Raw genomic sequence first — 23,165 nt, forward strand, 5'->3', positions numbered from 1 at the left:
GTATCAACAAAGGATGTCATGTCCTCTACAGGTGGCTTTTATTTTTCACACTCCAGTGCAGGCAATACAATATCTACCCACACCAGACGATGATCTGATGATGACGCTCTGTCTGCTACCAGCTCTGCGCCCGCCTCGTCACTCGCTGGCCAGAACACACCACTGCCGCTAATGGCAAGATCAGCAGAGGGCAGCACGTAATCTGCTCGCATTCCCCAGTGTGCGGTATGGGTAGCTGAATGTGGATTGTCCGGCTTATTGAGTTGCCCACCTTGTGAAGTTGGTGCAGGGTAGTCGTTAACGCGCGGATGGTTTAGCAACTGATCAATGGCACCCGGGTAGGCATCACCATCAACCGGGCTGGCATTTAAATCGCCCAGAATCACAAATGACTCATCTGCAAATCCACCAGCTCGTCCTATATCGTCATAAATGTAGTCGTTACCTGAAGCGCTAATGTAGTCTTTCCACAATCTTAGCTCATCATAATTACGCTTGCCGTTTCTGTCTTCCGGACCATCGAACACTGGTGGTGTAGGGTGGCTGGCCAAGACGTTGAGCTGTTTGTTGCATATCTGTACAGGAATATCCCAGTGCGACTTCGAGGATAAGCGCATGGCGGATACCTCTTCTGCTGAGTACCAACTGCTGCCATCTTGCTCCGCGGGCATCAGGTTCCCTGGCATATCTTTCCAAAGGAAATGCTGAAACGTTCTTATTTGCTCCCGTTTGATTGGATATCTAGATAGTAACACCATGGCATACTGGCCCGGGTACTTACCAAACCCATAATGAGTCAGGCGAGCATTATCACCAGTAAATGGCGTTGTTACGCCGGTATTAACTGGTGCCAGATACACATAAGGATACTCAATGGGCGCAAAGCCGTTCTGGGATACTTCAAGGTAATCATGTTTAAACAAGTTAATGCCTTGCTCTGGTTCTGCTATATAGTCGAACTCGTTTAGCAGGATAATGTCGGGCCGGGTGCGTTGAATGATCTGTGCGATATTATTTATCTGCTCATACTCGCCACTTTTTAATGCAAAGGTTAACGCATTGCCAGAGAGTGACTTTTGATTCGACATAGCATAATTAGTCGCCTCCATACTGACATTAAAAGTGGCCACTCTCAGAGTCTGCGGATTTGTTGGTTGTGATTCTGAGGAGAATGTGGTTGAAGTGCTCTGACAGCCTGTATTTAAAACGGTGGCGGCCAGTGCTAAAGGTAAGAAAATCGGTTTCATTGTTAGCCTGATACAGATGAATACTCATTTCACTATACCGTTTTTCTGCAAAGAAATGTGTTAATATTTCGTTGTGTGTTTGATTCTAAGTCTAGGTTAAATAAGGAGCTTACCGGTATGAGTCGACGATATGGCATTGTTTTATTACTGCTCGCAACCCTTACCGCTTTTTTGGTCGCCGTTGCACATTTGTCATGTATTTATTTTGGTCCGCAGTGCTATGCGGTCCAGATGGCTCCGCCATTTGTGGTAGAGTCTGCTCGCGCTGGTACGCTGATGGCACCGCTACTGACGGTGGCTGTATCTGCGATTTTTATCTTACTGGGTTGCTATGCGCTATCTGCCGCTCGGTTTATTAGACGATTGCCTTTTTTGCGGCTGGGTATTTATAGTATATCTGCTGTCTGTATTGTACGGGGGGTGTTGCCTATTCAACTGTTTTTTCGTTATCCGGAAAAAATCAGTGATCCCGTCCTGATTGCAGGTATTGTCTGGCTGGTCGTTGGGCTGTGTTATCTGTTTGGTTACCGAGCAGTTGAAAGCACTGCATGTGCAAAGGAATGTTAGCTGCAATTGCAGTGTGGTTCGTCCTGCCTGCTCAGGACATCCAAGCACAAGTGTCCTGAGCAAGTTAGCCTTGCCCTCAGAGCTTGGCTTTATTTACCATGGCCTCTATGTGTTCAAGCGCCATCCAGGGGTCTGTCTCATCAAACAGGTGTGAGGCATATTTCATGGTGAACGCTTGCGTATTGTTATTGAGCTTGGCCAGTTTCTTTTGTGAGTCGTTCCAGGTCTGTGTGTAGACATCAATATCAGCGTAACTCATTTTAGTTTGTCTGATGGTTACATGAGGGATGCCGCGCGATAACACGGTAACAGGCAGATCTTCTTTAATTTTATAAAGCGCAGAATGGCTGGAGGCCTCGGCAAAGTCCTCAAACGAGTTATGTTCACGTTCCCAGTTGATGATCATTTCCATCGTGTCCCAACCGGGTTTAGACATATTTGATTTCATGGCGTCGAACCAGGATTCATGGGCTGTGTCTATCAGCACCATGCCTTTCACTTTGTCAGGGTATTTGCTGGCGTAAGCACGGGCGACAAAACCGCCAAAAGAATGTGGTACCAGCACCAGAGACTCGACTTTTAAGTGTTCAACCAGGCCGGCAAGCTCGTCGCGCAGCTCAACCATGGTTCTGACTTTGGGGTTCTCATACTGGCTTTTGCCATAACCGGCGCGGTCGTAAAAGCACAACCGATATCCTTCAGGGTCGGCATTGTGCAAGGTATTTTTATAGGTGGTATGGGCATCAAGCCCCATACCTGCAACCAGCAGCGCCGTCACTTTACCTTCTCCCTGGCAGGCATAGGCCAGCTTCTTTCCCCCGATCTCAGTATATTGGTAATTATGAGCATCCTGCGATTGGCCTGCCTGGCCTGCAAATGCGGTGCCCAGCAGCACGACAGTGGCGAGTTTCTTCATAGTGCAAGTTCCTGTTGTTGATTGTTTATTATTTGATTCACCACAGCTAGCTTAGCGCGGTTGTTATTGAACTTTCAATAAAAATTGAAAGCTTAACGCTGAACTTTTTCTTTTACAGGTTCGTAAAAGGTCGCATATATCCGAATCCAACAGGGCTGCGTGTGAAAAAAACACTCTACTGGTTTACTCAAGATCTGAGGCTGGATGACAATCTGGCACTGGATTTTGCCGCTCACAATAGTGATGCGCTGACGTTTGTGTATGTGATTAACCCAAAGTATCGCACTCAGACCAATCATCACTGTAAGTTACTTGGCGACCGACAGGCGGCATTCATTGCGGATTCGCTGATGACGTTGGACAGCCAACTCTCAGCCTGCGGCCACAAGCTGTTGGTACTGGAGGGGGAGCCCAATCACCTGTTGCCGGAATTGGTTGCGAAGTATCAGATAAATCAAGTGATCTGTGCAGAGCCCACCGGCTTTTATGAACGTGCGATATTGCAGCAGACGCGTCGGGCTCTGGGCGCTGTTCCTGTGCATAGCTTTTGGCAGCACACCTTATTTGACCAAGCTCAAATTCAGACACTCAACAGTGATTTAGGCAGCTTTACTCAGTTCCGCAAGCGCGTTGAAAAGGCGCCTTTGTCGGTGGTCACTGCGTGCCGCTTTGAGCCAAACAAAATGCCGGCTCCATTAGCCATCGACAGCAGCGCTTGTGTAGCGTTTGAGCAGTGGCAAGCACAACTCCAGTCAAATTTGTCAGAAACCCGCGTACCGCTGGACTTTCCAGCCGGTGAAGAAGCCGCTCAGGCCCATCTTAAAGACTATTTTGAGAGCGGCGTGGCACGCAGATATAAAGAGACCCGCAATGAACTGGATGGTTGGCTCAATTCAACCAAAATGAGCCCTTATCTGGCGTTGGGTAATTTGTCACCCCGTCAGATTTGGTGGGCAACAGACGCCTTTGAGCGCCAAGTAGAGGCCAATGAGTCCACCTACTGGATCAAGTTTGAGCTGTTGTGGCGTGAATATTTTCAGTGGCTGAGCCTCAAGCTTGGAGCAAAACTCTATCGTTTTCAGGGGCTGGCTCAGTCGAAACCTTTAACCACCTTTATGCCCGAGCGCTTTTTGCGCTGGTGCGAGGGCAACACGCCCGCACCTTTGGTTAACGCACTGATGAACCAGCTCAACGAAACGGGCTATATGTCAAACCGCGGCAGGCAGATTGTCGCCAGTTATTTTGTTCACGAATTGGGGCTGGACTGGCGCTATGGTGCCGCATATTTCCAGCAACAGTTGCTCGATTTTGACGTCGCCTCAAACTGGGGCAACTGGCAGTATATCGCCGGTGTAGGCGTTGATCCCCGCGGTGGTCGTCACTTTAATATTGAAAAGCAGGCACAGTTATACGACCCACAAGGCGTATTTGTGGCTAAGTGGCGGGGTAAACAGGGCATAACAGCTGTGGATAGTGTGGATGCGGCTGACTGGCCGATGCCTGCTGAGGCCGATGTATGAGTGTGGCGCTGGTCTGGCTTAAGCGCGATTTAAGATTGTCTGACCATGAGCCTTTGTGCCGGGCAGTGGCCAGTGGCCACCCCGTGTTGTTGTTTTACTGCTTTGAGCCCATGCTGCTGGAAGACCCGCATTATTCGCCGCGTCACTGGCAGTTTGTTTTACAGTCGCTACAGGACATTCAGGCACGTGTGCCACACTCGGCACTGTGGGTGGGTGAGCAAAATGCACTGCAAACCCTACAGCAGATCCATGCTGATCACCAGATTGCCGGGCTTTATTCGCATCAGGAAATTGGCCTCGCGAATACCTTTGAGCGGGATAAAGCCGTTGCTGCCTGGTGCCGCGAACAGGGAGTCGACTGGCTAGAGTCGCGCAGCGGTGCGGTCCAGCGTGGTTTAAGGCAAAGGCAAAGCTGGGATAAACAATGGCAAAAAACCATGCGCGCAATTTGCGCCACACCCGACTTGTCGCAGGTTAACTGGTTTACATCGGGCAAGCCCATTGGTCAACTTAGTGATATTCAGCAACGCTTTAGTGCACCGCCGGGGAATTTTCAGCCGGGTGGAGAGTCTCAGGCACATCGCGTTTTGGAAGAGTTTTATCAGGGGCGGGGCAAAGGCTATTCATATAGTCTTTCAAGTCCCTTATTGAGTCAGCAGGCCTGCTCGCGTATGTCTGCTTATCTGGCATGGGGTAACATCAGTTTGCGTCAGGTGTACCAGAGTGTGCTGGCCCACTGGAAAATGGTTGGCTGGCGTCGCACTCTGGTGGCCTTTTCTTCCAGGCTGCACTGGCATTGTCACTTTATTCAGAAGTTTGAAAGCGAATGCGAGATGCAGTTCAGGCACATTAACCGGGGCTATGAACAGCTGCCGCGCTGCACCGGCGATGAGGCGCAGCGCAGGTTGCACGCCTGGGAAACGGGCAACACCGGGATCCCCATGGTAGATGCCTGCATGAAGTGCCTGCTCGAAACCGGTTATATTAACTTTCGTATGCGCGCCATGCTGGTGAGCTTTTTATGTCACCACCTAGAGCTTGACTGGCGCGCCGGGGTTGCGCACCTTGCTCGCCTGTTTCTGGATTTTGAGCCTGGCATTCATTACAGCCAGTTTCAAATGCAGGCAGGCGTGACGGGCATTAACACCATTCGTATTTATAATCCTGTTAAGCAGGGGGAAGAAAAAGACCCCGATGGCGCGTTTGTAAAAACCTGGCTGCCAGCGCTCAGAGATATTCCTCCGCCGCTGGTCCATCAGCCCTGGGCGCTTTCCCCAATGGAGCAGCTGATGTACGGCATTGAACTTGGCAAAGACTACCCCGAGCCCATTGTTGATTTAAAACTAAGCTATAAAGCAGCCCAGGAATTGCTGTGGCAGTGGCGCAAGAAACCTCAGGTAAAAAAAGAGGCGCAGCGGATCTTAAAACGACACGTACGGCCAAGTTAAAAGCTGGATAAGAGAATGAAGAAATCACAGTTACCGCAAAAAACCTGTCCGGTCTGCCGGCGTCCTTTTTCCTGGCGCAAGAAATGGCAACGGGACTGGCCCAATGTTAAGTATTGCTCCAAACGCTGTGCAGGCAACAAGTCAACACAAAGAGAACCTCATGAGTAAGCAACTGAGATTAATCCTCGGTGATCAGCTCAACGCTGGTCACACCTGGTATAAAGAAAAATCCGACGATGTACTGTATGTGGTGGCAGAGCTGCATCAGGAAGCCAGTTACACGCGCCATCATGTTCAGAAGGTTTGCGCGTTTTTCGCGGCAATGCAAGCCTTTGCGCAGGCGCTTGAGTCGGCCGGGCACCGGGTACTTCACCTGACACTGGATGATACTCAGGATTTTGCCTCTCTACCTGAACTACTGACGCACCTGTTTAGCGAACACAACATCAGTGATTTTGCCTATCAGCTCCCTGACGAATATCGGCTGCGCACGCAACTGGCACAGTTTTGTGAGTCGCTTTCAATCACGTCGAGTGTGTACGAAACTGAGCATTTTTACCTCGCCGATGAACAGTTAAGCCGTTACTTTAAACGCGATAAGCGTCATCGCCTGGAGCACTTTTATCGCAAGATGCGCAGTGAATTTAACGTGTTGATGGTTGATGGTGAGCCACAGGGGGGGCAGTGGAACTTCGACAGCGATAACCGCAACAAACTCAAAGCGGCGGATCTTGCCGATATCCCCGAGCCTCTGGTGTTCGCTAACGATGTTACTGACATTTTAGCACGACTGGAACGTCACCAGATCAAAACCATAGGGCAGGCAGATAAGCAGTTATTGTGGCCGGTTAATCGGGTTCAGGCAAAAGACTTGCTGACGTTTTTTTGCCAGTATTGTTTGCCGTCTTTCGGACGATTTCAGGATGCCATGACGGGCAAGCTCATAGAGCTGGGTGAAGACCGGGGCTGGAGCTTGTATCACTCCCGCCTGTCTTTTGCGATTAATGCCAAAATACTCAGCCCAAAAATGGTGGTCGATGCGGCCATTGCGGCCTTCGAGCAGTCTCAGGGTGCTATCAGCCTGGCTCAAATTGAAGGCTTTGTCCGTCAGATCATTGGCTGGCGTGAGTTTGTGCGGGGGATTTATTGGGCCAATATGCCTCAGTATGCACAGCTCAATCATTTGCAGGCCAAGCGCGCTCTGCCATCCTGGTTCTGGAACGGTGAGACAAAAATGCGCTGTCTCAGCCATGCCATCACCCAATCGCTGACTTATGCCTATGCGCATCATATCCAGCGCCTGATGGTGACAGGTAACTTCTGTCTGGTGGCTGGCATTGACCCGGATGAGGTGGATGACTGGTATCTGGGCATTTATATCGATGCCATCGAATGGGTTGAAATGCCTAACACCCGGGGCATGAGCCAGTTTGCTGATGGCGGCATTGTTGGCTCTAAGGCCTATGCGGCCAGTGGCAACTACATTAAAAAAATGAGCGACTATTGCGGCGATTGCGCCTACAAGGTGACAGAAACCGTCACTGACTCCGCCTGTCCGCTCAATGCCTTGTACTGGCATTTTATGCAGCAACACCATGCACAGTTTGCCAGTAACCCGCGCACCAAAATGGTATACAGCAACTGGCTGAAAAAGTCAGACGAAGACAAACAAGCTGTGCTCGAACGCGCCAGGCAGATGCTCGATAATATTGAACAGCTATAACACTGACGTCCCAAAAGAGGACTCAGTGCAGTAAAAACAGTGATAAATGAGGAAGGTATACAGATGATCAAACAGCTCAACCGGGAAGACATAGCCAATATGCAGGAGCGAGAAAGGGCACGGCTGATCAACAGCTTGTCGGGGTTTAAAAGTGCTAACCTGGTGGGGACTCAGGATGCGCAGGGCAACCCAAACCTGGCCATTGTTAGCTCGGTATTTCATATCGGGGCTAACCCGCCGCTGATAGGTATGATCATTCGCCCCGATACTGTGCCAAGAGATACCTTAAGCAATCTTAAAGCCACCGGTTTTTATACGCTGAATCATGTGAATGCGGATATCTGGCAACAAGCGCATCAGACTTCAGCGCGCTATGCGCCTGGCGTCTCAGAATTTGCGCAGGTCGGGCTGGACACTCAGTATGAAGCGGGTATAACTGCCCCTTATGTGGCGCAAAGCCAGCTTAAGTTTGCACTGGCGTTGCGTGAAGTGCAAAAGCTGGAGATCAATGGCACCATTTTGGTGATTGGCGAGGTGATGGACATCCAGCTGCCGCAACAGAGCATTAAAGCCGATGGTTATATCGACATTGAGTCTCTCAACACGGTCGCTATTTCCGGGCTCGACAGTTATCATAAAACCCAAAGACTGGGCCGATTGAGTTATGCAAAGCCTGAACAACCGCCCAGAGTGCTGAGTCTGGATGGTGAATAGGCACCATAAAAAGGAGCATTAAGCGCAAGGTGATAACCGCTTTTTATAAAATATGCATTCAACCATCGCAGCAATGCTGTTATTGGCCTGTAGCACGGGTCTGGCAGCGCCAAAAATAGAGGTAACAGACTCACGGGTAAACGGGGTGTATTTGGTATCCGTGTCTGATCCCGACGAGCTGGCAACTGAATTGTTGACATTGTGGCTGAGCACCGCAAAAGAGTTGTGTGCAGGTGGTACTTATCGTGTAGAGCCAAAGGGTCATCCGGTGGTGCGGGAGAAACGTTGCAGCGACGCTGTGAAGTCAGTCCAAAATGGCTTGCAATGCCTTGAGGTAGACGCCAGTGTGTTTGGAAAAGTGATCTGTGAAGTAGCCCCGCCAGCTGCATCTCGCTAAAAGCGGGGCCCTGCGCTCATTTACTCAATCGCATCGCCAGAGCATTGATCTCCCGAAGAACACTCTGGCGATTCATTTCCATAAAGATCCACAGTTTGGTGGCTATTTGCACCACTAACCCGGCGATAAACCACACCGCCCAAAAGACCTGATCCATCACTGATGTGGCAATATAAAACGATAACCGCTGTATACAAAACCTAAGGTGATCAACAGGGCGCTGATAGACGCCAAAATCACCCAAAAGCGGGTATTGCCCTGATATACATTGCCCAACATGGTGAACAGGCCTTTTTCCTCAGCGAGGATCGGGGCCATCTCTGCTTGCTCTTGCTGTAATGCTTTACTGATCTCTTTGTCTAAATTCATGATGCTTGCTCCTCGTTAACCATGGCACGCAATTGGGATCGTGCGCGGTTTAATCTCGATTTAACGGTGCCCTGGGGGACATCCAGTATGTTGGCGATGTCTCTGAGCGACATCTGCTCTAAGTAAAATAGATACACGCAGTGGCGCTCGTCATCGCTAAGCTGATTTATCAGTGCCAGAATGCTCAGCGAGGTATCCAGATCCGGTGTCTCGTAGGCGTGTTCCGGTTGGGTGTCTTCGAACCGACTTTCGCCTTGCTTTTGACTGATAAAGCGTCGATAGATGGCCCTGAACACCCAGGCGCGAAACGCACTGGGCTCTTTCAGCTGCCCCAGCTTTTTTGCCACACTGGTCCAGACATCCTGACAGATATCATCTGCACAGGCGCGCTGGCCACTGAGTTTCATTGCAAATCGCCAGCTTGGCTGATAAAACGCTTCGCATAAGGTTTCGAACGCACGCCGGTTACCCTGTTGGGCAGACAATACCAGTAATGCGGCCTTTGATGGTTCCATGCTATTCCTTGTGGCTTTTTCTACAAGACGACGCAGCACATAAAAAGGTTCACGAACATCACATTATTTTTCCCAGTAAGGGATATCGCCGAAATAGCGGGTCAGGTAATCAATAAAAACCCGTACTTTAGGCGCGAGTAATCGGGAGCTGGGATAAACCAGCCAGATTGCGGTATCAGACTTCAAGGGGTAGGCCGCGAGCACCTCAACTAACTCACCAGAGCGTAATGCCTGATACGCACTCCAGCGCGAATTAATGGTGATCCCAAGGCCAAGCTGACAGGCTTCTCTGATGGCATCGCCATTGTCGGCGCGCAGCTGGCCCTGAACTTTGATGGTCTGGACGCCATCCGGGGTTTGAAAAGACCAGTGTTCCAGCCCAGAGAGCGTAATGCAGGTATGATCCCGCAAATCCTCAGGGCTTTGCGGGGCTCCTTTAAGGGCCAGATAATTGGGTGCCGCAGTGAGCAGGCGAGTGTCTGTTGCTAACCGCTTGGCCACCAGAGTTGAGTCTTTCAGCGCACTATTTCGAATGGCCAGATCAAACCCGCCTTCAACCAGATCCGCAATGGTGTCAGAGAGTTTCAGGTCGAGCTTAATGTCCGGATAAAGCGCAAAAAAGCCGGGCAAAGCCGGCAGAACGTGCATGCGGCCAAAGGAGGCGGGCATGGTCAGCCTCAGTGTGCCACTGGGTTTGGTGGTGCCTGCGCCGATGGCGGCGCGGGCGGCTTCAACGCCATTCAAGACATCCTCGGCATGGGGTAAAAACGCCAACCCTTCTTCGGTCAAAGCGACCTTGCGGGTGGTGCGGTGCAGCAGTCTTACGCCCAAGTCGGTTTCAAGCTTATTAATATGACTGCTCGCGACCGCGGCTGACAGGCCCAAATCCTGACCTGCCTGACTGATGTTGTGGGTGGAGGCAATGCGGATAAACAGCTTCAGATATTCAATGTTCATTATCAACAAAATACATAAAGTGATTATAAAACCAAGTCTATTATCAAAATACTGAAAGGCAAGTATAGTTTTCGTCATCAACACAGGAGAGCACAATTATGAAAGCAATGGTTTTGAATCAATATGGCGATGACGCAGAGTTTACTGTTACAAATGTGGCTAAACCCAAAGTGAGCGCCGGTCATGTGCTGGTACAGGTGGCAGCCAGCAGTGTTAACACCGTGGATACCATGATCCGTACCATGGGTGAGGCGTTGCCCCTGTCACCAGCTTTACCCGCTATTTTGGGGATGGACTTTGCCGGTACAGTGGTTGAGGTCGGCGAAGGCGTAACCGGCTTTGCACCAGGCGATGAAGTTTATGGCTGTGCTGGTGGGCTGGCCGACTTACAAGGTGCGCTGGCGGAATATATGCTGGCCGATGCACGACTGATTGCACGTAAACCGCGTAATCTGAGTATGCGAGAAGCAGCTGCGTTACCCCTGGTTGGGATCACAGCCTATGAGGGGTTACAGCGTGGCGGTATTAGCGCAGGCCAACAGGTGCTAGTGCATGGCGGCTCTGGCGGGGTCGGTCATGTGGCTTTGCAGTTAGCTAAGCATTTTGGCGCTCGTGTTTACTCTACCGGTGGTGGTGAAGCCCAGCTGGATTTAATTCAACGTCTGGGCGCCGAACCAATCAACTATAAAACCGAGTCGGTTGCCGACTATGTTGCCAGACACACCGATGGCAAAGGGTTTGATCTGATCTTTGACTCGGTGGGAGGTGCCAATATGGCAAACTCGTTTGAGGCGGCTGCACTCAATGGTCATGTTGCCTCAACGGTCGCTATGGTGGACCTGGATCTGTCGCAGGCGCACTTTAAAGGGTTGTCGTTGCATGTCGTCTTTATGCTGATCCCCATGCTGCATAACCACAAACGTGAAGCGCATCATCACATTCTGAACGAGCTAACAAACATAGTCGAAGCTGGTGAGCTAACACCGATACTGGATGAGCAGCGTTTTGAGTTGACTCAGGCAGGGCAAGCACATACACGTCTGCAAAGTGGTCGGGCGATGGGCAAAGTCGTGATTGATGTTTAGCGCTATTTGTTATGACCTCTGTTAAAGAAAGGAAACAACGTCTAGAGTATAAGTGCTTAATCGAAAAGGACTCATAACTTATGACGCTGTATTTGGTACAGATATTCGCTGGCATTGTGATGCTGACACTAGGTGGTGAAGCGCTGATCCGAGGCGCAGTGGCTGCGGCTCGGCGGTTTCGGGTTTCACCTTTGCTCAGCGGCCTGGTGATTGTCGGGTTTGGCACTTCAGCGCCTGAGTTGGTGGTCTCTGTCGATGCCGCAGCTCAGGCCCAGCCCGACATAGCCATGGGGAATGTGGTTGGCAGTAATATTGGTAATATTTTATTGATCCTTGGACTATGTGCGTTGATAAGTCCTATGTCTGTGCAGCCACTGATCCTCAGGCGCGATGGCGTTATCATGGTGTTGAGTTCTGTTTTGTTGGTTGTACTGATAGGTGGCAAGGGGCTGTCTGCAACAGACAGTATGGTACTGCTGGGAGCACTAGTCGGTTATCTGGCCATTGCATATTGGAGCGAAAAAAAACACAGTTCACCTGCTTCGCAAGTGTATGAAGATGAGGCAAAGGAAATTGAAGTAGTGCCAGATGCTGCGTGGCGCATTATCTTGTTTTTGGTCGCCGGTTTGGCGCTGTTATTACTGGGCTCTCAGGTACTGTTGAAAGGCGCTGTGGGGCTGGCTCAGCATTTTGCTATTTCAGAGGCCGTAATCGGCCTAACTTTAGTGGCCGTAGGCACCTCGTTACCTGAACTGTCCGTGTCCCTGATTGCTGCATTGCGCCGCCATGCTGATGTGGCCATTGGCAATGTACTGGGCAGTAATATTTTTAATATTCTTGGGATCCTCGGTATCTCAGCCTTTTTGCAGCCGCTTCCGGCGCACTCTCGCGTGTTACAATTCGACCTCTGGATATTACTGGCCAGCGCATTTGTTTTGTTGTTTTTTCTGTTTACCGGCCGTCGTCTTAGTCGGCTTGAAGGGGGCATATTGCTCAGTGGCTATATTGCTTATCTTATCCTCAGCTTTAAAGTCTATGGTAGCTAGTTAAGACATTGCTTATTTGAGGTCATAACTGTGTCATTGACTGTGCAAAACGCCACGTATTTTTAACGACCAGCAAGCTAAATTATATCCTGTTTACGTCGAGATTGTCTCACCTCAAAGCCGGATATTTAATTCAGTGGATTGGTATGGCACGGGTCTTGACACTGTAATTGGTGAATTTTCTAAGCCTTACTGATAGTGAACTAAATAAGTTATTGAAATATAATGATTTATGTTTTTATTCCGAAAAAGTAAGGCAGATCATCAACAAGAACAATAACCAATCTGGTGCAATTGAGGACCCCAAACGGGAAAGGTTGCACCATCAGGGGGCAATATGAACTATTACGAAGTAAACTTCGATGGCCTGGTTGGCCCAACTCACAATTATGCCGGGCTGTCTTATGGCAATGTGGCGTCTAAGTCGAATGCAAAGAAAACGTCCAACCCAAAACAGGCGGCATTGCAGGGGCTCGAAAAAATGTGGCATCTGGTTCAGCTAGGTCTGCATCAGGGAGTAGTTGCGCCCAATGCTCGTCCGGACCTCACCACGCTTAGGGCTTGTGGCTTTACAGGCTCAGACACAGAGGTGATCAGCAAAGCGGCAAAGACACAGCCTCAGCTGCTGAAGGCATGCTACTCAGCTTCTTCAATGTGGACAGCAAACGCGGCGACGGTATCACCGAGCTGCGATTCGGCAGACGGAAAACTACACATCACGCCTGCCAATCTAAATAACAAACTGCACAGAGCTATTGAAGCGCCGCAAACCAGCCAGATCCTCAAAGCCATGTTCAGTAATGATGGTTTTTTTAGCCATCATGATGCGCTACCTCAGCATCCATTGTATGGCGACGAAGGTGCTGCAAATTATACGCGTCTGGCAGACAGCTATGGCCATCAGGGACTGGCATTATTTGTCTATGGTGAGGATGCCCATACTGAGATAAAACCTCAGTTATTTCCCGCACGACAGACTCGCCAGGCATCCGAGGCAGTTGCTCGCAGTCACCAGTTAGACCCGCAACACACCCTGTTTATCCAGCAAAATCCAGAGGTGATAGATCAGGGGGTATTTCACAATGATGTTATTGCCATTGGTAACGAAAACGTCTTTTTATTCCATGAGCAAGCATTTTATCAACAGCAAACTGTGATAGAGCAGATAAGCGCGCGTTATCATGGTGACAGGCCACTTCATCTGATTGAAGTTAAAAACGCAGATATCAGCGTTGAAGAAGCCGTTAAAAGTTATATTTTTAATAGCCAGCTGGTGAGTTTGCCCTCGGGTGGGATGGCCGTTATTGCTCCTGGAGAATGCCAGATGGTGGGCAAGGTTGAACAGTATTTGTCTGCATTGTGTCAAGCTAGCAACCCGGTAAGTGAAGTGATCTATATGGACCTTAAACAAAGCATGCAAAATGGTGGCGGGCCAGCTTGCTTACGCCTGAGAGTAACCTTGTCTGAGCAAGAACTTAGTGCTGTGAACCAGGCGTGTTTACTGAACGAGCGCTTATATGATCAACTGCGCGACTGGATAAATACACATTATCGTGACAGGTTGAGTGAGGCCGATCTCGCAGACCCAAGTTTAATCACAGAGTGTCAGACGGCACTGGATGAGTTAACGGTTATCCTGAATTTGGGGTCTGTTTACTCATTTCAACAGGCATAAGTCGTAAGGCGTTAATCAAGCGAAATGATCGGCGCCTCATCGAATAGGTTCGAATTGAGTGGATGTGTCACCAATGTGACCTGAATATTGGGCTGCTCACTGTATTCAGCAAAGGCCATCTCAGCGACCTGAGCATATTTGCTCAGGGTGTGTTGTAACTCTTGCCACATTTTGTCATGCAGTATGGCTGGCATTTTTAATGGCTTGATCACAACATGATGCTGAGGTGTTTTGTGTGGGGCCATTACGGCTTCCAACGTTTGTTCCATGTGCCTACAAGCAGACTGTTTGATGACCATGCTGTCTGGCGCGAACCCTAAAGGTGGACTTACTAAAAACCTGAACTTGTTCTGGGGTTTTAATTCCAACAGCTCAATATCCTCCAGAGCACGCAAATATCGGTAGCTGGAAAGGTCGCTCAGACCAAATTCACAGGCAATTTTCTCCACGCTATGTTGCTGGTAAAACAACCGTGAAAAATAGCTTAACAGGTGTGGGTTTTCTGCAAAGGCCTGGTCTTGACGCGCAGAAAAATAGGTGTGCGCTGTCCTATGTTGTTGGCTCTTACTCAGGAGCTCAGCCGTATCTATTCCGCACAACTGTGACAGTGTTAATAACCTGTCTAAACTAATGTCATCCTGATTGAGCATACGCTTGACGGTGTTTTCAGAAACGTCAAACAATGCAGCAATATCCTGATAGGTAAGTTGTCTTGATTTTAACTGGACTTTAACCGCGTCGAGACATCGCCTGATTATCTGCGTGTTGAGGTCTTTGGACACTCTATTTACTCATTTATTGTTTACTCTAAAAGGTACCACAAAATGATTGCTTGGGTATCAAAATATGGTTCTTGGTAGTTTGTTATTACCAGGTCGTTGTACCTTAAGTGACACGTGTATACAGTGACGGCACACCGACAAATACACTTGATAACACAAACCGGAACAGACATGCCCAAAGAGACAGCACAAAGTCCACAAACAACATTTGCATTTACCTGGTTGGTTCCATTGGTTGTCGCAGTTGGCGTAACGCTGGGAGCGCAGTTTATATGCCAATGGGTATGGGGAGTCAGACTGCCTGTTATTGCAAAGCTGACTGTTTATTTTTCATCGCATTTTATCTGTGCCTGCCTAGTAAAAAAGTATCTTATCAGTCAACCAGGCAATGAACCTCACCCGGGTTTAAGCTGGCCGCGTCCGGGTATTCATCGTTATCTGGGGCGCTACGGCATGATGTTTACCGCACTCCCATCCCTGGCGCTGACATTCCTAAACCCTTTGCTGGCCTTTCAACAGGCTAAGCTAATTGTTTGCCAGAGGTCGGTTGCAAGACGGGTCTCGGCAGGGCGAAATGACATGGCCGGATATCAAAACAAAGTACGTTATCAATTACCATTTGAAGGTCGCTGGTTGGTTTACAATGGTGGTAATACACCTTTGACATCGCACTCATGGGGAGTGCTCTCGCAGAGGTTTGCTCTGGACTTTGTGATGGTCGATCACAATTATTCTCGCCATACCTCCAAGGGCCTGAATGTGAGCGATTATTATTGTTTTAATCAGCCTATTTTAGCGGCAGCTGACGGTGAGGTAGTGGCTGTATTCGACAAGGTGGCTCAGGCGCCTTTGGTAGGATTTGGCATGATCGACTTCCTGTGCCGCCATTTTGCCGGTAATCATGTTGTTGTTAAACATGCACCTGGTGAATACGGTTTCTATGCTCATCTGAACAAAGGGTCTGTCCCAGTGAAAGTCGGTGACAGGGTGAAGCAGGGAGAGTTGTTGGGGCACTGCGGGTTCAGTGGTTTTACGAGTGAGCCACATTTACACTTTCATCTTCAGGACCACCCCAATATGTATTGTGCAATGGGTTTGCCCGTGACGTTTTGGGTTACACAAAGCCTGGAAAGTCATCAGGGTGCCTTACAATTGACGCGCGGTATGCTGGTTGGCAATGAGATGCAGTGACATTTTAAAGCTCAACTTGGCTTAAGGGCTTGTCATCACGAGGGGTCAGGGGTTTTAATGGACAGAGCAATAACAATACGCATGAAGGAGTACTATGTCTGCCTATACCATCAGCACCGATCCGACACGGCTTAATTTTGACGTGATTTATAACTTTATCTCTGGCTCTTACTGGGCAAAAGGTATTCCCCGCGAGACTATGGCCAGGGCAATCGACAATTCACTGTGCTTTGGCGTGTACTGCGAGGGGGGAGAGCAGGTGGGGTTCGCCCGGGTGATAACCGACAAGGCCACGTTCGCTTATCTTGCAGATGTGTTTGTTCTTGACCAACACAGAGGCCAGGGGTTAAGTAAGCAGTTGGTGAACGCGGTGATCAACCACCCTGAATTACAAGGCCTGCGCCGAATGATGCTCGCAACCAAAGATGCGCACGGCTTATATACCCAGTTTGGTTTTGAGACGCCGGACGACCCAAGTATCCTGATGCAAATTTGTCAGCCCGGTATTTATCAGGTCAAGGAGTGACCTCATGGAACTAGGTCAGTGCGAATGCGGTGCGTTTATTTTCCAGGTTGGGGAGTCTATGTATGACATCTCGACCGGTATTTGCAGGCGGTGTGGAGAAATATCCGACAGGCAATACTTGGTAAATCGCAACGACTTTCGATGGCTTCAAAAAGGCCGGGTCTCTACCTGGAAGTACCGTAGCTTCTGTGCTCAGTGTGGGAGCGATTTACCCCAAGAACAGGGGAACAATGTGATCGAAGTGCCTGCTCGGATGCTCAAAAAGGGCACTTCAGAGGATGAAATAATCGCTTTACATAAACGTTATGCAGAGCGAATCAAAAAACGTTAGAAAGTGTAAAGCGCAATCTGGGACACTTTTTTAGTGCCGCGCTCTGTCACACTGGCCGTAAGTTTGTAGTACTCACGGAGCTGGTTGTGAACCTCCTTAATTCAATTTCTTTTGGTGCGATTATTCGCACCAGCCCAGTTAAAATTCTGCTCACCTGGACCATGGTGATCTTAGAAAATATCCTATTAATTTTATTGCCTTTATTTATCGGCCACGCCATTGATGGCGTGTTAGCTCAGTCACTGACACCGCTCACCTGGTTTGCACTGGTGTTGGTGGCGCTGGTGGTGATCAGTGTCCTGCGGCGCTTTTATGATACCCGTGTATTTGGTGACATCCGTGTCTGGTTGGCTGAAATGCTGGCCTATAAGCTACGCGCTGCCCCGGTGTCAGTAAAAGACGCGCGGCTGACTATGTCACGTGAGCTGGTTGATTTTCTCGAAAATGACCTGCCTGGCGTGTTTACCGCTGTGATTCAGCTGGTCGCCACTGTGATGATTCTGGCGTCATTCCATTTGTATCTGGCCTACAGTGTCGTGTTGGCTGCTGCATTGATGTGTCTAATTTATGCGCTGTTTCATGACCGTTTCAGTCTGCTTAATAGCAAGCTTAATGACCAGCTTGAGCAACAGGTTTGGGTGCTGAGCCACAGGCCACTTGGCGCTGTCAGTGCGCACTTTGAACGCCTTAAACGATGTGAGATCCGACTATCCGATACAGAAGCCTGGGTTTATGGCCTGATCTTCCTTGTACTCTTTGCTGCTGTACTCGGTAATTTGTGGATGGTGCAGCTGATCTCCGATATCAGTGTTGGTCAGGTGTTCTCCATTGTGACCTATTCCCTCGAATTTGTAGATACCGCAATTATGTTGCCCATCACGCTACAGACGCTGTCTCGCCTGAGCGAAATCAGTAAGCGACTCAACCAACCTGTTGATACCGTGCCTAACCAGGAGGTGATCCATGATGTTTAAAGCCCGTTTGCCGGCCATTGCTGCCGGCGCCACATTACTCTTGTCATTGGTGACCGTGGTGCTAATGACACCCGTTGAACCCATGCCTCGGGTTGAACAAGTTGTGGTGCCAACAGTCTCTGTGTTGACCATAGAGCGTACTGAACTGACGCCCACATTATCCGTCCAGGCACATACTCAGGCACGCTGGCCTGTGCAATTGAAGGCAACCAGCAGCGCCAGGTTAGCGTATCTGGGCACAGATATGGAGCCGGGTAAGCATGTGAAAAAAGGTCAGGTACTGGCACGGCTCAATACCCGTTTACTTGAATCTCAGCTTGTTGAGGCGCGCAGTACATTGAAACAGGCTGAGCTCAATTTACAGCAACAACTGCATGAGCAAGAGGTCGCACAGAGCATGCGGCCCGCTCAAAGCAGCACGGCATTTGCCAGAATGGAACCGCATCTGGCGGCGGCGCGAGCGGAATTGGCACGCGCACAACAAAATGTAAAAAGTGCACAACAAATGCTGGATGACGCCATTATTGTTGCTCCTTACGATGCCATGATCACACAGCGCTTTGTGAGCCCGGGAGAATGGATGGAAGCCAGTCAGACTCTGTTCGAACTGGTGGCCAGCGACAGCATGGATATTCATGTGCCCCTGTCACAGCATGACTGGGACAGAATAAGTACAGCTGATCTCGATAAAAATGTGATTAAAATACACAGCCGCTCGGGTGCGAGCTGGCCGGCATCTGTGCGTTATGTGTCGCCACTGGTCAATGAAACAACGCGCCAGCGAACGTTAGTGCTGACGGTGTTCGATCCCTATCATCACGAAACTCAGTTGCTCCCGAACCAACAAGTGAAAGTGCAGTTTGAGCTCAAAAATGAAGGAGCCTTATATGAACTGCCACTCAGCGCTGTTGATCCGGACGAACTTATCTGGGTGGTAACAGCGCAGCAACAGCTGCGTCAGCTGAATGTCCGGGTTATCGAGGTAAGAGCGAACAGCGTGATTGTGTCACTGATTGACGAGCAACCTGCTTCATTGCAGGTTGTGCGTTTCCCACTGCGTTCCATGATGGCTAAAAAGAAAGTAAACCCGGTTACAGAGGCGTTGCAGATTGCAGACAAGCAGGAGGCGCTATGAGCTGGCTAAGCAAATGGTTTATTGATAACCCGGTGGCTGCCAACTTACTGATGGCGATGATTATTGCTGGTGGTCTGCTGGCGTTTGGTCAGCTCAGAGTTGAGTCTTTTCCTCAGATAGCGCCATCCAGTCTTAGTATTCACGTAGCATATCCGGGCGGCACAGCAAGGCAGATTGACGAAAGCATTACGCAACGTGTTGAGGAGTCGGTCAGCTCGGTGGCGGGGATAAAACAAATTACCAGCCAGTCGCAGGCTGGATTGTCTACCGTAACCATTCGCAAAAAGCCCGATGCGGACCTTGGCAAGTTACTGGAGGAAGTTCGCAATCAGGTTAATGCTATCAGCCACTTTCCGGCTCAGGCTGAAAAGCCCATTGTGACCCGGGATGAATTTACTAATCTGGCGGCGTTTGTCATTGTTTCTGCGCCGCGCAGCGATGAGGCTCTGCAACAAGTTGCCAGGCGCATAGAGTTGGCGCTAAAAAAGCACTCCGACATTTCCAAAGTCAGCAACTGGGGAGCGCGTGAGCCACGGATATACATTGACCCCGACCCTGAAGCACTGCTGCGCTATGGCATGACGCTGGAGCAGCTTGCGGGCACAATGGTGCAGATGTCGCTCGAAACACGCAGTGGGCAATTGCAACATGAAGGCGGGCGTATTACCTTGCGTGGAGACGGCTATCTGAGCGCGCTGGGTGAGTTGAAAAAGCTGCCTGTGATAAACGGTCCGGCAGGAGAAGTGACTTTAGGCGAGGTTGCAACTGTGCGCAGAGGCTATGAGCACAGCGACGCCATAGTTCGCAACAATGGCATACCCGGTATTGCACTGATGGTCAGCACTAGTCAGAGCGACAATCTACTTGATGTCAGCGCGGCAATTCGTGACACCATTGCTGAGCTAAAGCCTGTGCTGGCAGAAGACATTGAGATCACTACCATGGCAGACATGGCACCTTATATAGAAGAGCAGCTACAAAGGCTGGGCAGCAGTGCCTGGCAGGGTTTACTGATAGTTATTTTACTGTTGGGGGTCTTTCTAAACCTGAGACTGGCATTTTGGGTCGCTGCGGGGATCCCGGTTGCCATCTGTGGCACTTTATATGGTATGCAGTTACTGGACTATAGCCTCAATGACATCACCTTGTTTGGCTTTATTTTAGTATTGGGCATTTTGGTCGATGATGCGGTCGTTGTCGGTGAAGCCATTGATGAACACCAAAACGGCAGTGCCAACTACAAGCAAGCCGCCTACACAGGTGTTGAGTCTGTGACCGTCGCAACCGTGTTTGGTGTACTGACCAGTATTGCGGCGTTTTCGCCTATGCTCTGGATTAACAATGATCTGGCAAAATTGTTTGCAGGGTTTTCGGCTGTCGTTATTCTGGCATTGTGTTTTTCACTGGTCGAAAGCAAGTTCATCCTGCCATCACATTTGGCTGCAATGTCTCGTAAAGGGGCGCGAAGTGGGATTGTCGCCACAGTTCAAAACAAAGCGCGCTGGGCACTAACCCAGTTCATTCAGCACATCTACAAACCCATGCTGTGTGTGAGCCTGAAGCATAAAAGATCCACTTTGGTGATGTTTTTATCCGCTTTTGTATTGGCCTATGGTCTTTGGCTGGGTGGCGCGATACGAAGTACTTTGTTTCCGGATATTCCGGGCCGATATGTGACTGCGAAGGTAACTTTGGAAGAGGGAGCGCCGCTTGGGTTGCAGGCACGGGCGTTGAGCCAGCTTGAGCTCAGTGCGCAGAAAGCCAACAACACCCTGCAGGCAGACTACGCCCTAAATGCAGCTCCGATGAAAAATATTCTGGCGTGGTCCAATGGGTTTGGTGAGCTGGAAGTGACCGCTGAGCTGACCTCGGAAGCACTTAATGTACTACCAGCGAACACACTTAGCGACGCCTGGCGTGAGTATGCTGCAAACATAGAGGGCAGTTACGCGCAGCACTTTAGTGCCGCAGAGCCTCCGGCGGGGGGCACTTTTCTGGCCATTTCATCCCATGATGTTTTGCAGGCAAAGCAGGTCAGCGACCTGTTACGTGAAAAGCTGGCAGGTTTGCCCGGCGTGAAAGACGTACGAGACGACCACCAGGCAGCACAGCGACAGATCCGGATCAGGCTAAACGCATTCGGTCGCCAGTTGGGGCTCACCCAGGCACAGGTGGCAGAGTTGGTCGCCAATGCGCTTGGTGAGAGAGAGGTGCATAGGTTGTTATATCAATCTCAGGAACTAAAAGTGGTTTTGCGCTTTGCACAGCAGGCAGTACGAACAGAGCATGAATTAAAGGATATGCGGGTAATACTCAAGGACGGGCAAAGTGTAGCATTGGGTGATGTGGTCCGGTTAAGTTATGAGTACGAACCACAGGCGTTACAGCGTCGCGATCGCTCACGGGTGATTAACCTTTATTGGTCTCAGGATCGTGCATCAGGCTCACCGGAACAAACGCTGGCATTACTGGCCAAAGAGATTGAGACACTAAAAACCCAATATCCTGAGGTGGGTATCAAGCCTGCGGGTGAGTATGAAGAAATCGACGAAGTGAGCAAAGGTTTTAAAGCGGCATTATTACTGACATTGATGCTGATCTATGTGCTGCTGGCGGTCCCACTTAAGTCCTACTGGCAGCCGCTTATCATCATGGCTGTGATCCCCTTTGGGTTTGCCGGTGCCATTTTTGGCCATGCCATAATGGATCTGCCTGTCAGCTTATTGTCCTTGTTTGGTATGATGGCGATGACAGGGATTGTGGTGAATGACGCCTTAGTACTGATGACTCGCTTTAACAGCGAATATCGCAAGGGCATTGAGTCCACTGAGGCGCTGATAATGGCAGGTACCGCTCGTTTCAGAGCGATTTTTCTGACCACAGTGACCACTGTGTGCGGTTTGTTGCCTTTGTTGTTCGGGACATCTGAACAAGTCCAGTACTTAAAACCTGCTGCGGTATCTCTGGTATTTGGTGAATTATTCGCAACCCTGATCACCTTGTTCTTAATACCCGTGTTGCTTGGCTTCAGCCATAGACAACCCCGCTCTGCTGTCTCGTCAGCCAGGGAGACAATGACGGTCAGTTGACTTCGGGCTACTGCCTGAGCGATAGTTGTCGCCTAGGATTTACCAGTGAGCCCGTATGTCAGAGAACAAAGAGCCCGTGTTTAATCTGGTGCCAGAAATTGCTTTACTGGCACCTTTGCCCGATCACATGCGTAAACGATTTGAATTGGCGTTGCTGTTGATGCATGAACAACTTGAAGCGGGGTTGACCTGGCAGCAGATAGCTAAAAAAAGTGCCATTTCTGCATTTCATTTTCATCGTCAGTTTAGCAAATTGTTCAATGAAACCCCGGGACGTTATTTAAGTCGGGTTCGGCTGCAATATGCGGTGTATTATCTGTTGTATCACGACACTCTGTCGGTCACAGATATTGCTCAGTTATGTGGCTTTGCTTCTTCGCAGGCGTTGGCCAAAGCACTCAAGCGCGAGCTAGGGTTAACTGCAAAAGCGATACGTTTAATGGCTCAGCAAGCAACCCCTGCGCAAACAACGGTATTAATGGACAAACTGGCCCACCCAGGGGAGTCCGGCTCACTGGAGAAACAACTTGCTGAGGCCTTGCCATGCAATCGTACGTTTTTTGACAAACGTTATATCAGGCTCGTCCCCACGGATACAACCGATTGGGACCTGATCCTAGACCACTATGGGGAACAATCGGTAGGACTGCTGGGGATCACACAAACTACCGAGCTTGAGAAAAGCTGGTCGGATATTCATACTCAGGTAGGAAAAGTGGTGGCTCAGTCAGAGCCCTATGATTTGGAGCTCGCAGCCGGTAACTACTTTTGTTGTCGGGCCTATCTGTTGTCGGATGTGGCCTATAGCCAGGTGCTGCATACTCTCTTTGAAAAAGCACAACTAGCCGGTTACGAGGTCGATCCCAAAGGTCACTTTATAGAGTGGATTGAAGAGGTAGATATGGAGCGGTATGGGGGGATCACGATGCAATTTCAGATCCCCATTCTTTCCTGAATG

At 49.7% G+C, this 23,165-nt stretch carries 24 protein-coding genes; 17 read left to right on the forward strand and 7 right to left on the reverse strand.

The annotated features are described in order from the left end of the window. Nucleotides 1-38: 38 nt before the first annotated feature. A complete protein-coding gene (locus ELR70_RS14075; protein WP_054015234.1) occupies nucleotides 39-1,247 on the reverse strand; it encodes an endonuclease/exonuclease/phosphatase family protein in 1,209 nt (402 codons plus the stop codon). Between the two features lie 117 nt (nucleotides 1,248-1,364). Here ELR70_RS14075 and ELR70_RS14080 point away from each other — a divergent pair, with 117 nt between their 5' ends. Continuing rightward, nucleotides 1,365-1,814 carry a hypothetical protein gene (locus tag ELR70_RS14080; RefSeq protein ID WP_054015233.1) on the forward strand — a complete coding sequence of 150 codons (450 nt, stop codon included), beginning with the start codon at nucleotides 1,365-1,367 and terminating at the stop codon, nucleotides 1,812-1,814. Nucleotides 1,815-1,890: 76 nt separating this feature from the next. Here the strand turns inward: ELR70_RS14080 and ELR70_RS14085 are convergent, their stop codons facing one another. Then, nucleotides 1,891-2,730: an alpha/beta hydrolase gene (locus ELR70_RS14085; protein WP_054015232.1), complete on the reverse strand. Its 840-nt coding sequence runs from the start codon at nucleotides 2,728-2,730 to the stop codon at nucleotides 1,891-1,893. 161 nt (nucleotides 2,731-2,891) lie between these two features. Between ELR70_RS14085 and ELR70_RS14090 the strand changes: the two genes are divergently transcribed. The 6 genes from ELR70_RS14090 (at nucleotide 2,892) to ELR70_RS14115 (ending at nucleotide 8,532) form a co-directional block, all read left to right on the forward strand. After that, entirely contained in the window at nucleotides 2,892-4,250 is a 1,359-nt protein-coding gene (locus ELR70_RS14090; RefSeq protein WP_054015231.1) for a DASH family cryptochrome, read from the forward strand. Next, nucleotides 4,247-5,698 carry a deoxyribodipyrimidine photo-lyase gene (locus tag ELR70_RS14095; RefSeq protein ID WP_054015230.1) on the forward strand — a complete coding sequence of 484 codons (1,452 nt, stop codon included), beginning with the start codon at nucleotides 4,247-4,249 and terminating at the stop codon, nucleotides 5,696-5,698. Before ELR70_RS14090 ends, ELR70_RS14095 begins: the two co-directional genes overlap by 4 nt. A 15-nt stretch (nucleotides 5,699-5,713) precedes the next feature. Further along, complete coding sequence (locus ELR70_RS14100) at nucleotides 5,714-5,866, forward strand: DUF2256 domain-containing protein (RefSeq protein ID WP_082353178.1); 153 nt, start codon at nucleotides 5,714-5,716, stop codon at nucleotides 5,864-5,866. Beyond that, the gene (locus ELR70_RS14105; protein ID WP_054015229.1) at nucleotides 5,859-7,421 is read left to right on the forward strand and encodes a cryptochrome/photolyase family protein; all 1,563 of its coding nucleotides are present in this window, start codon (nucleotides 5,859-5,861) and stop codon (nucleotides 7,419-7,421) included. The genes ELR70_RS14100 and ELR70_RS14105 overlap by 8 nt, the downstream gene beginning before the upstream one ends. 63 nt (nucleotides 7,422-7,484) lie before the next feature. Beyond that, entirely contained in the window at nucleotides 7,485-8,135 is a 651-nt protein-coding gene (locus ELR70_RS14110; protein ID WP_054015228.1) for a flavin reductase family protein, read from the forward strand. A 52-nt stretch (nucleotides 8,136-8,187) separates the two neighbouring features. Then, the gene (locus ELR70_RS14115) at nucleotides 8,188-8,532 is read left to right on the forward strand and encodes a hypothetical protein (protein WP_054015227.1); all 345 of its coding nucleotides are present in this window, start codon (nucleotides 8,188-8,190) and stop codon (nucleotides 8,530-8,532) included. A gap of 16 nt (nucleotides 8,533-8,548) precedes the next feature. On the opposite strand, the gene ELR70_RS25865 is transcribed toward ELR70_RS14115, so the two are convergent. The 4 genes from ELR70_RS25865 to ELR70_RS14130 all read right to left on the reverse strand — a co-directional run bounded on the left by ELR70_RS25865 (nucleotide 8,549) and on the right by ELR70_RS14130 (nucleotide 10,373). Next, nucleotides 8,549-8,689, reverse strand: coding sequence for a DUF6768 family protein (locus ELR70_RS25865; protein WP_347232137.1), 141 nt, complete (start codon nucleotides 8,687-8,689; stop codon nucleotides 8,549-8,551). Beyond that, nucleotides 8,689-8,901, reverse strand: a complete 213-nt coding sequence (locus tag ELR70_RS25425) for a DUF6768 family protein (RefSeq protein WP_241566385.1) — start codon at nucleotides 8,899-8,901, stop codon at nucleotides 8,689-8,691. Before ELR70_RS25425 ends, ELR70_RS25865 begins: the two co-directional genes overlap by 1 nt. Beyond that, complete coding sequence (locus ELR70_RS14125; RefSeq protein WP_054015225.1) at nucleotides 8,898-9,416, reverse strand: RNA polymerase sigma factor; 519 nt, start codon at nucleotides 9,414-9,416, stop codon at nucleotides 8,898-8,900. The genes ELR70_RS25425 and ELR70_RS14125 overlap by 4 nt, the downstream gene beginning before the upstream one ends. Nucleotides 9,417-9,479: 63 nt before the next feature. After that, nucleotides 9,480-10,373, reverse strand: a complete 894-nt coding sequence (locus tag ELR70_RS14130) for a LysR family transcriptional regulator (protein WP_054015224.1) — start codon at nucleotides 10,371-10,373, stop codon at nucleotides 9,480-9,482. Nucleotides 10,374-10,471: 98 nt separating this feature from the next. On the opposite strand from ELR70_RS14130, the gene ELR70_RS14135 reads away from it, so the two are divergent. The 3 genes from ELR70_RS14135 to astB all read left to right on the forward strand — a co-directional run bounded on the left by ELR70_RS14135 (nucleotide 10,472) and on the right by astB (nucleotide 14,179). Beyond that, nucleotides 10,472-11,458: a zinc-dependent alcohol dehydrogenase family protein gene (locus tag ELR70_RS14135; protein ID WP_054015223.1), complete on the forward strand. Its 987-nt coding sequence runs from the start codon at nucleotides 10,472-10,474 to the stop codon at nucleotides 11,456-11,458. Between the two features lie 80 nt (nucleotides 11,459-11,538). Continuing rightward, nucleotides 11,539-12,504, forward strand: coding sequence for a calcium/sodium antiporter (locus tag ELR70_RS14140; RefSeq protein ID WP_054015222.1), 966 nt, complete (start codon nucleotides 11,539-11,541; stop codon nucleotides 12,502-12,504). Nucleotides 12,505-12,841: 337 nt separating this feature from the next. Next, complete coding sequence (gene astB, locus ELR70_RS14145) at nucleotides 12,842-14,179, forward strand: N-succinylarginine dihydrolase (RefSeq protein WP_054015221.1); 1,338 nt, start codon at nucleotides 12,842-12,844, stop codon at nucleotides 14,177-14,179. 11 nt (nucleotides 14,180-14,190) lie between these two features. Here the strand turns inward: astB and ELR70_RS14150 are convergent, their stop codons facing one another. Further along, nucleotides 14,191-14,961 (reverse strand): helix-turn-helix domain-containing protein, encoded by a 771-nt coding sequence (locus ELR70_RS14150; protein WP_054015220.1) that lies wholly within the window; start codon nucleotides 14,959-14,961, stop codon nucleotides 14,191-14,193. 171 nt (nucleotides 14,962-15,132) lie between these two features. Between ELR70_RS14150 and ELR70_RS14155 the strand changes: the two genes are divergently transcribed. The 7 genes from ELR70_RS14155 (at nucleotide 15,133) to ELR70_RS14185 (ending at nucleotide 23,162) form a co-directional block, all read left to right on the forward strand. After that, nucleotides 15,133-16,152, forward strand: coding sequence for a M23 family metallopeptidase (locus ELR70_RS14155; protein ID WP_054015219.1), 1,020 nt, complete (start codon nucleotides 15,133-15,135; stop codon nucleotides 16,150-16,152). Between the two features lie 94 nt (nucleotides 16,153-16,246). Then, nucleotides 16,247-16,678, forward strand: coding sequence for a GNAT family N-acetyltransferase (locus tag ELR70_RS14160; protein ID WP_054015218.1), 432 nt, complete (start codon nucleotides 16,247-16,249; stop codon nucleotides 16,676-16,678). Between the two features lie 4 nt (nucleotides 16,679-16,682). Next, the gene (locus ELR70_RS14165) at nucleotides 16,683-17,009 is read left to right on the forward strand and encodes a hypothetical protein (RefSeq protein WP_054015217.1); all 327 of its coding nucleotides are present in this window, start codon (nucleotides 16,683-16,685) and stop codon (nucleotides 17,007-17,009) included. Nucleotides 17,010-17,095: 86 nt separating this feature from the next. After that, entirely contained in the window at nucleotides 17,096-17,983 is an 888-nt protein-coding gene (locus tag ELR70_RS14170) for an ABC transporter six-transmembrane domain-containing protein (RefSeq protein WP_082353177.1), read from the forward strand. Further along, on the forward strand, nucleotides 17,973-19,118 hold the full coding sequence (locus ELR70_RS14175) for an efflux RND transporter periplasmic adaptor subunit (RefSeq protein WP_054015216.1): 1,146 nt from the start codon (nucleotides 17,973-17,975) through the stop codon (nucleotides 19,116-19,118). Before ELR70_RS14170 ends, ELR70_RS14175 begins: the two co-directional genes overlap by 11 nt. Continuing rightward, complete coding sequence (locus ELR70_RS14180; protein WP_054015215.1) at nucleotides 19,115-22,207, forward strand: efflux RND transporter permease subunit; 3,093 nt, start codon at nucleotides 19,115-19,117, stop codon at nucleotides 22,205-22,207. Before ELR70_RS14175 ends, ELR70_RS14180 begins: the two co-directional genes overlap by 4 nt. Nucleotides 22,208-22,262: 55 nt before the next feature. Further along, the gene (locus ELR70_RS14185; protein ID WP_082353176.1) at nucleotides 22,263-23,162 is read left to right on the forward strand and encodes a helix-turn-helix transcriptional regulator; all 900 of its coding nucleotides are present in this window, start codon (nucleotides 22,263-22,265) and stop codon (nucleotides 23,160-23,162) included. Nucleotides 23,163-23,165: the final 3 nt, after the last annotated feature.

Source organism: Pseudoalteromonas sp. R3 (genome assembly GCF_004014715.1).
GTDB lineage: Bacteria > Pseudomonadota > Gammaproteobacteria > Enterobacterales > Alteromonadaceae > Pseudoalteromonas.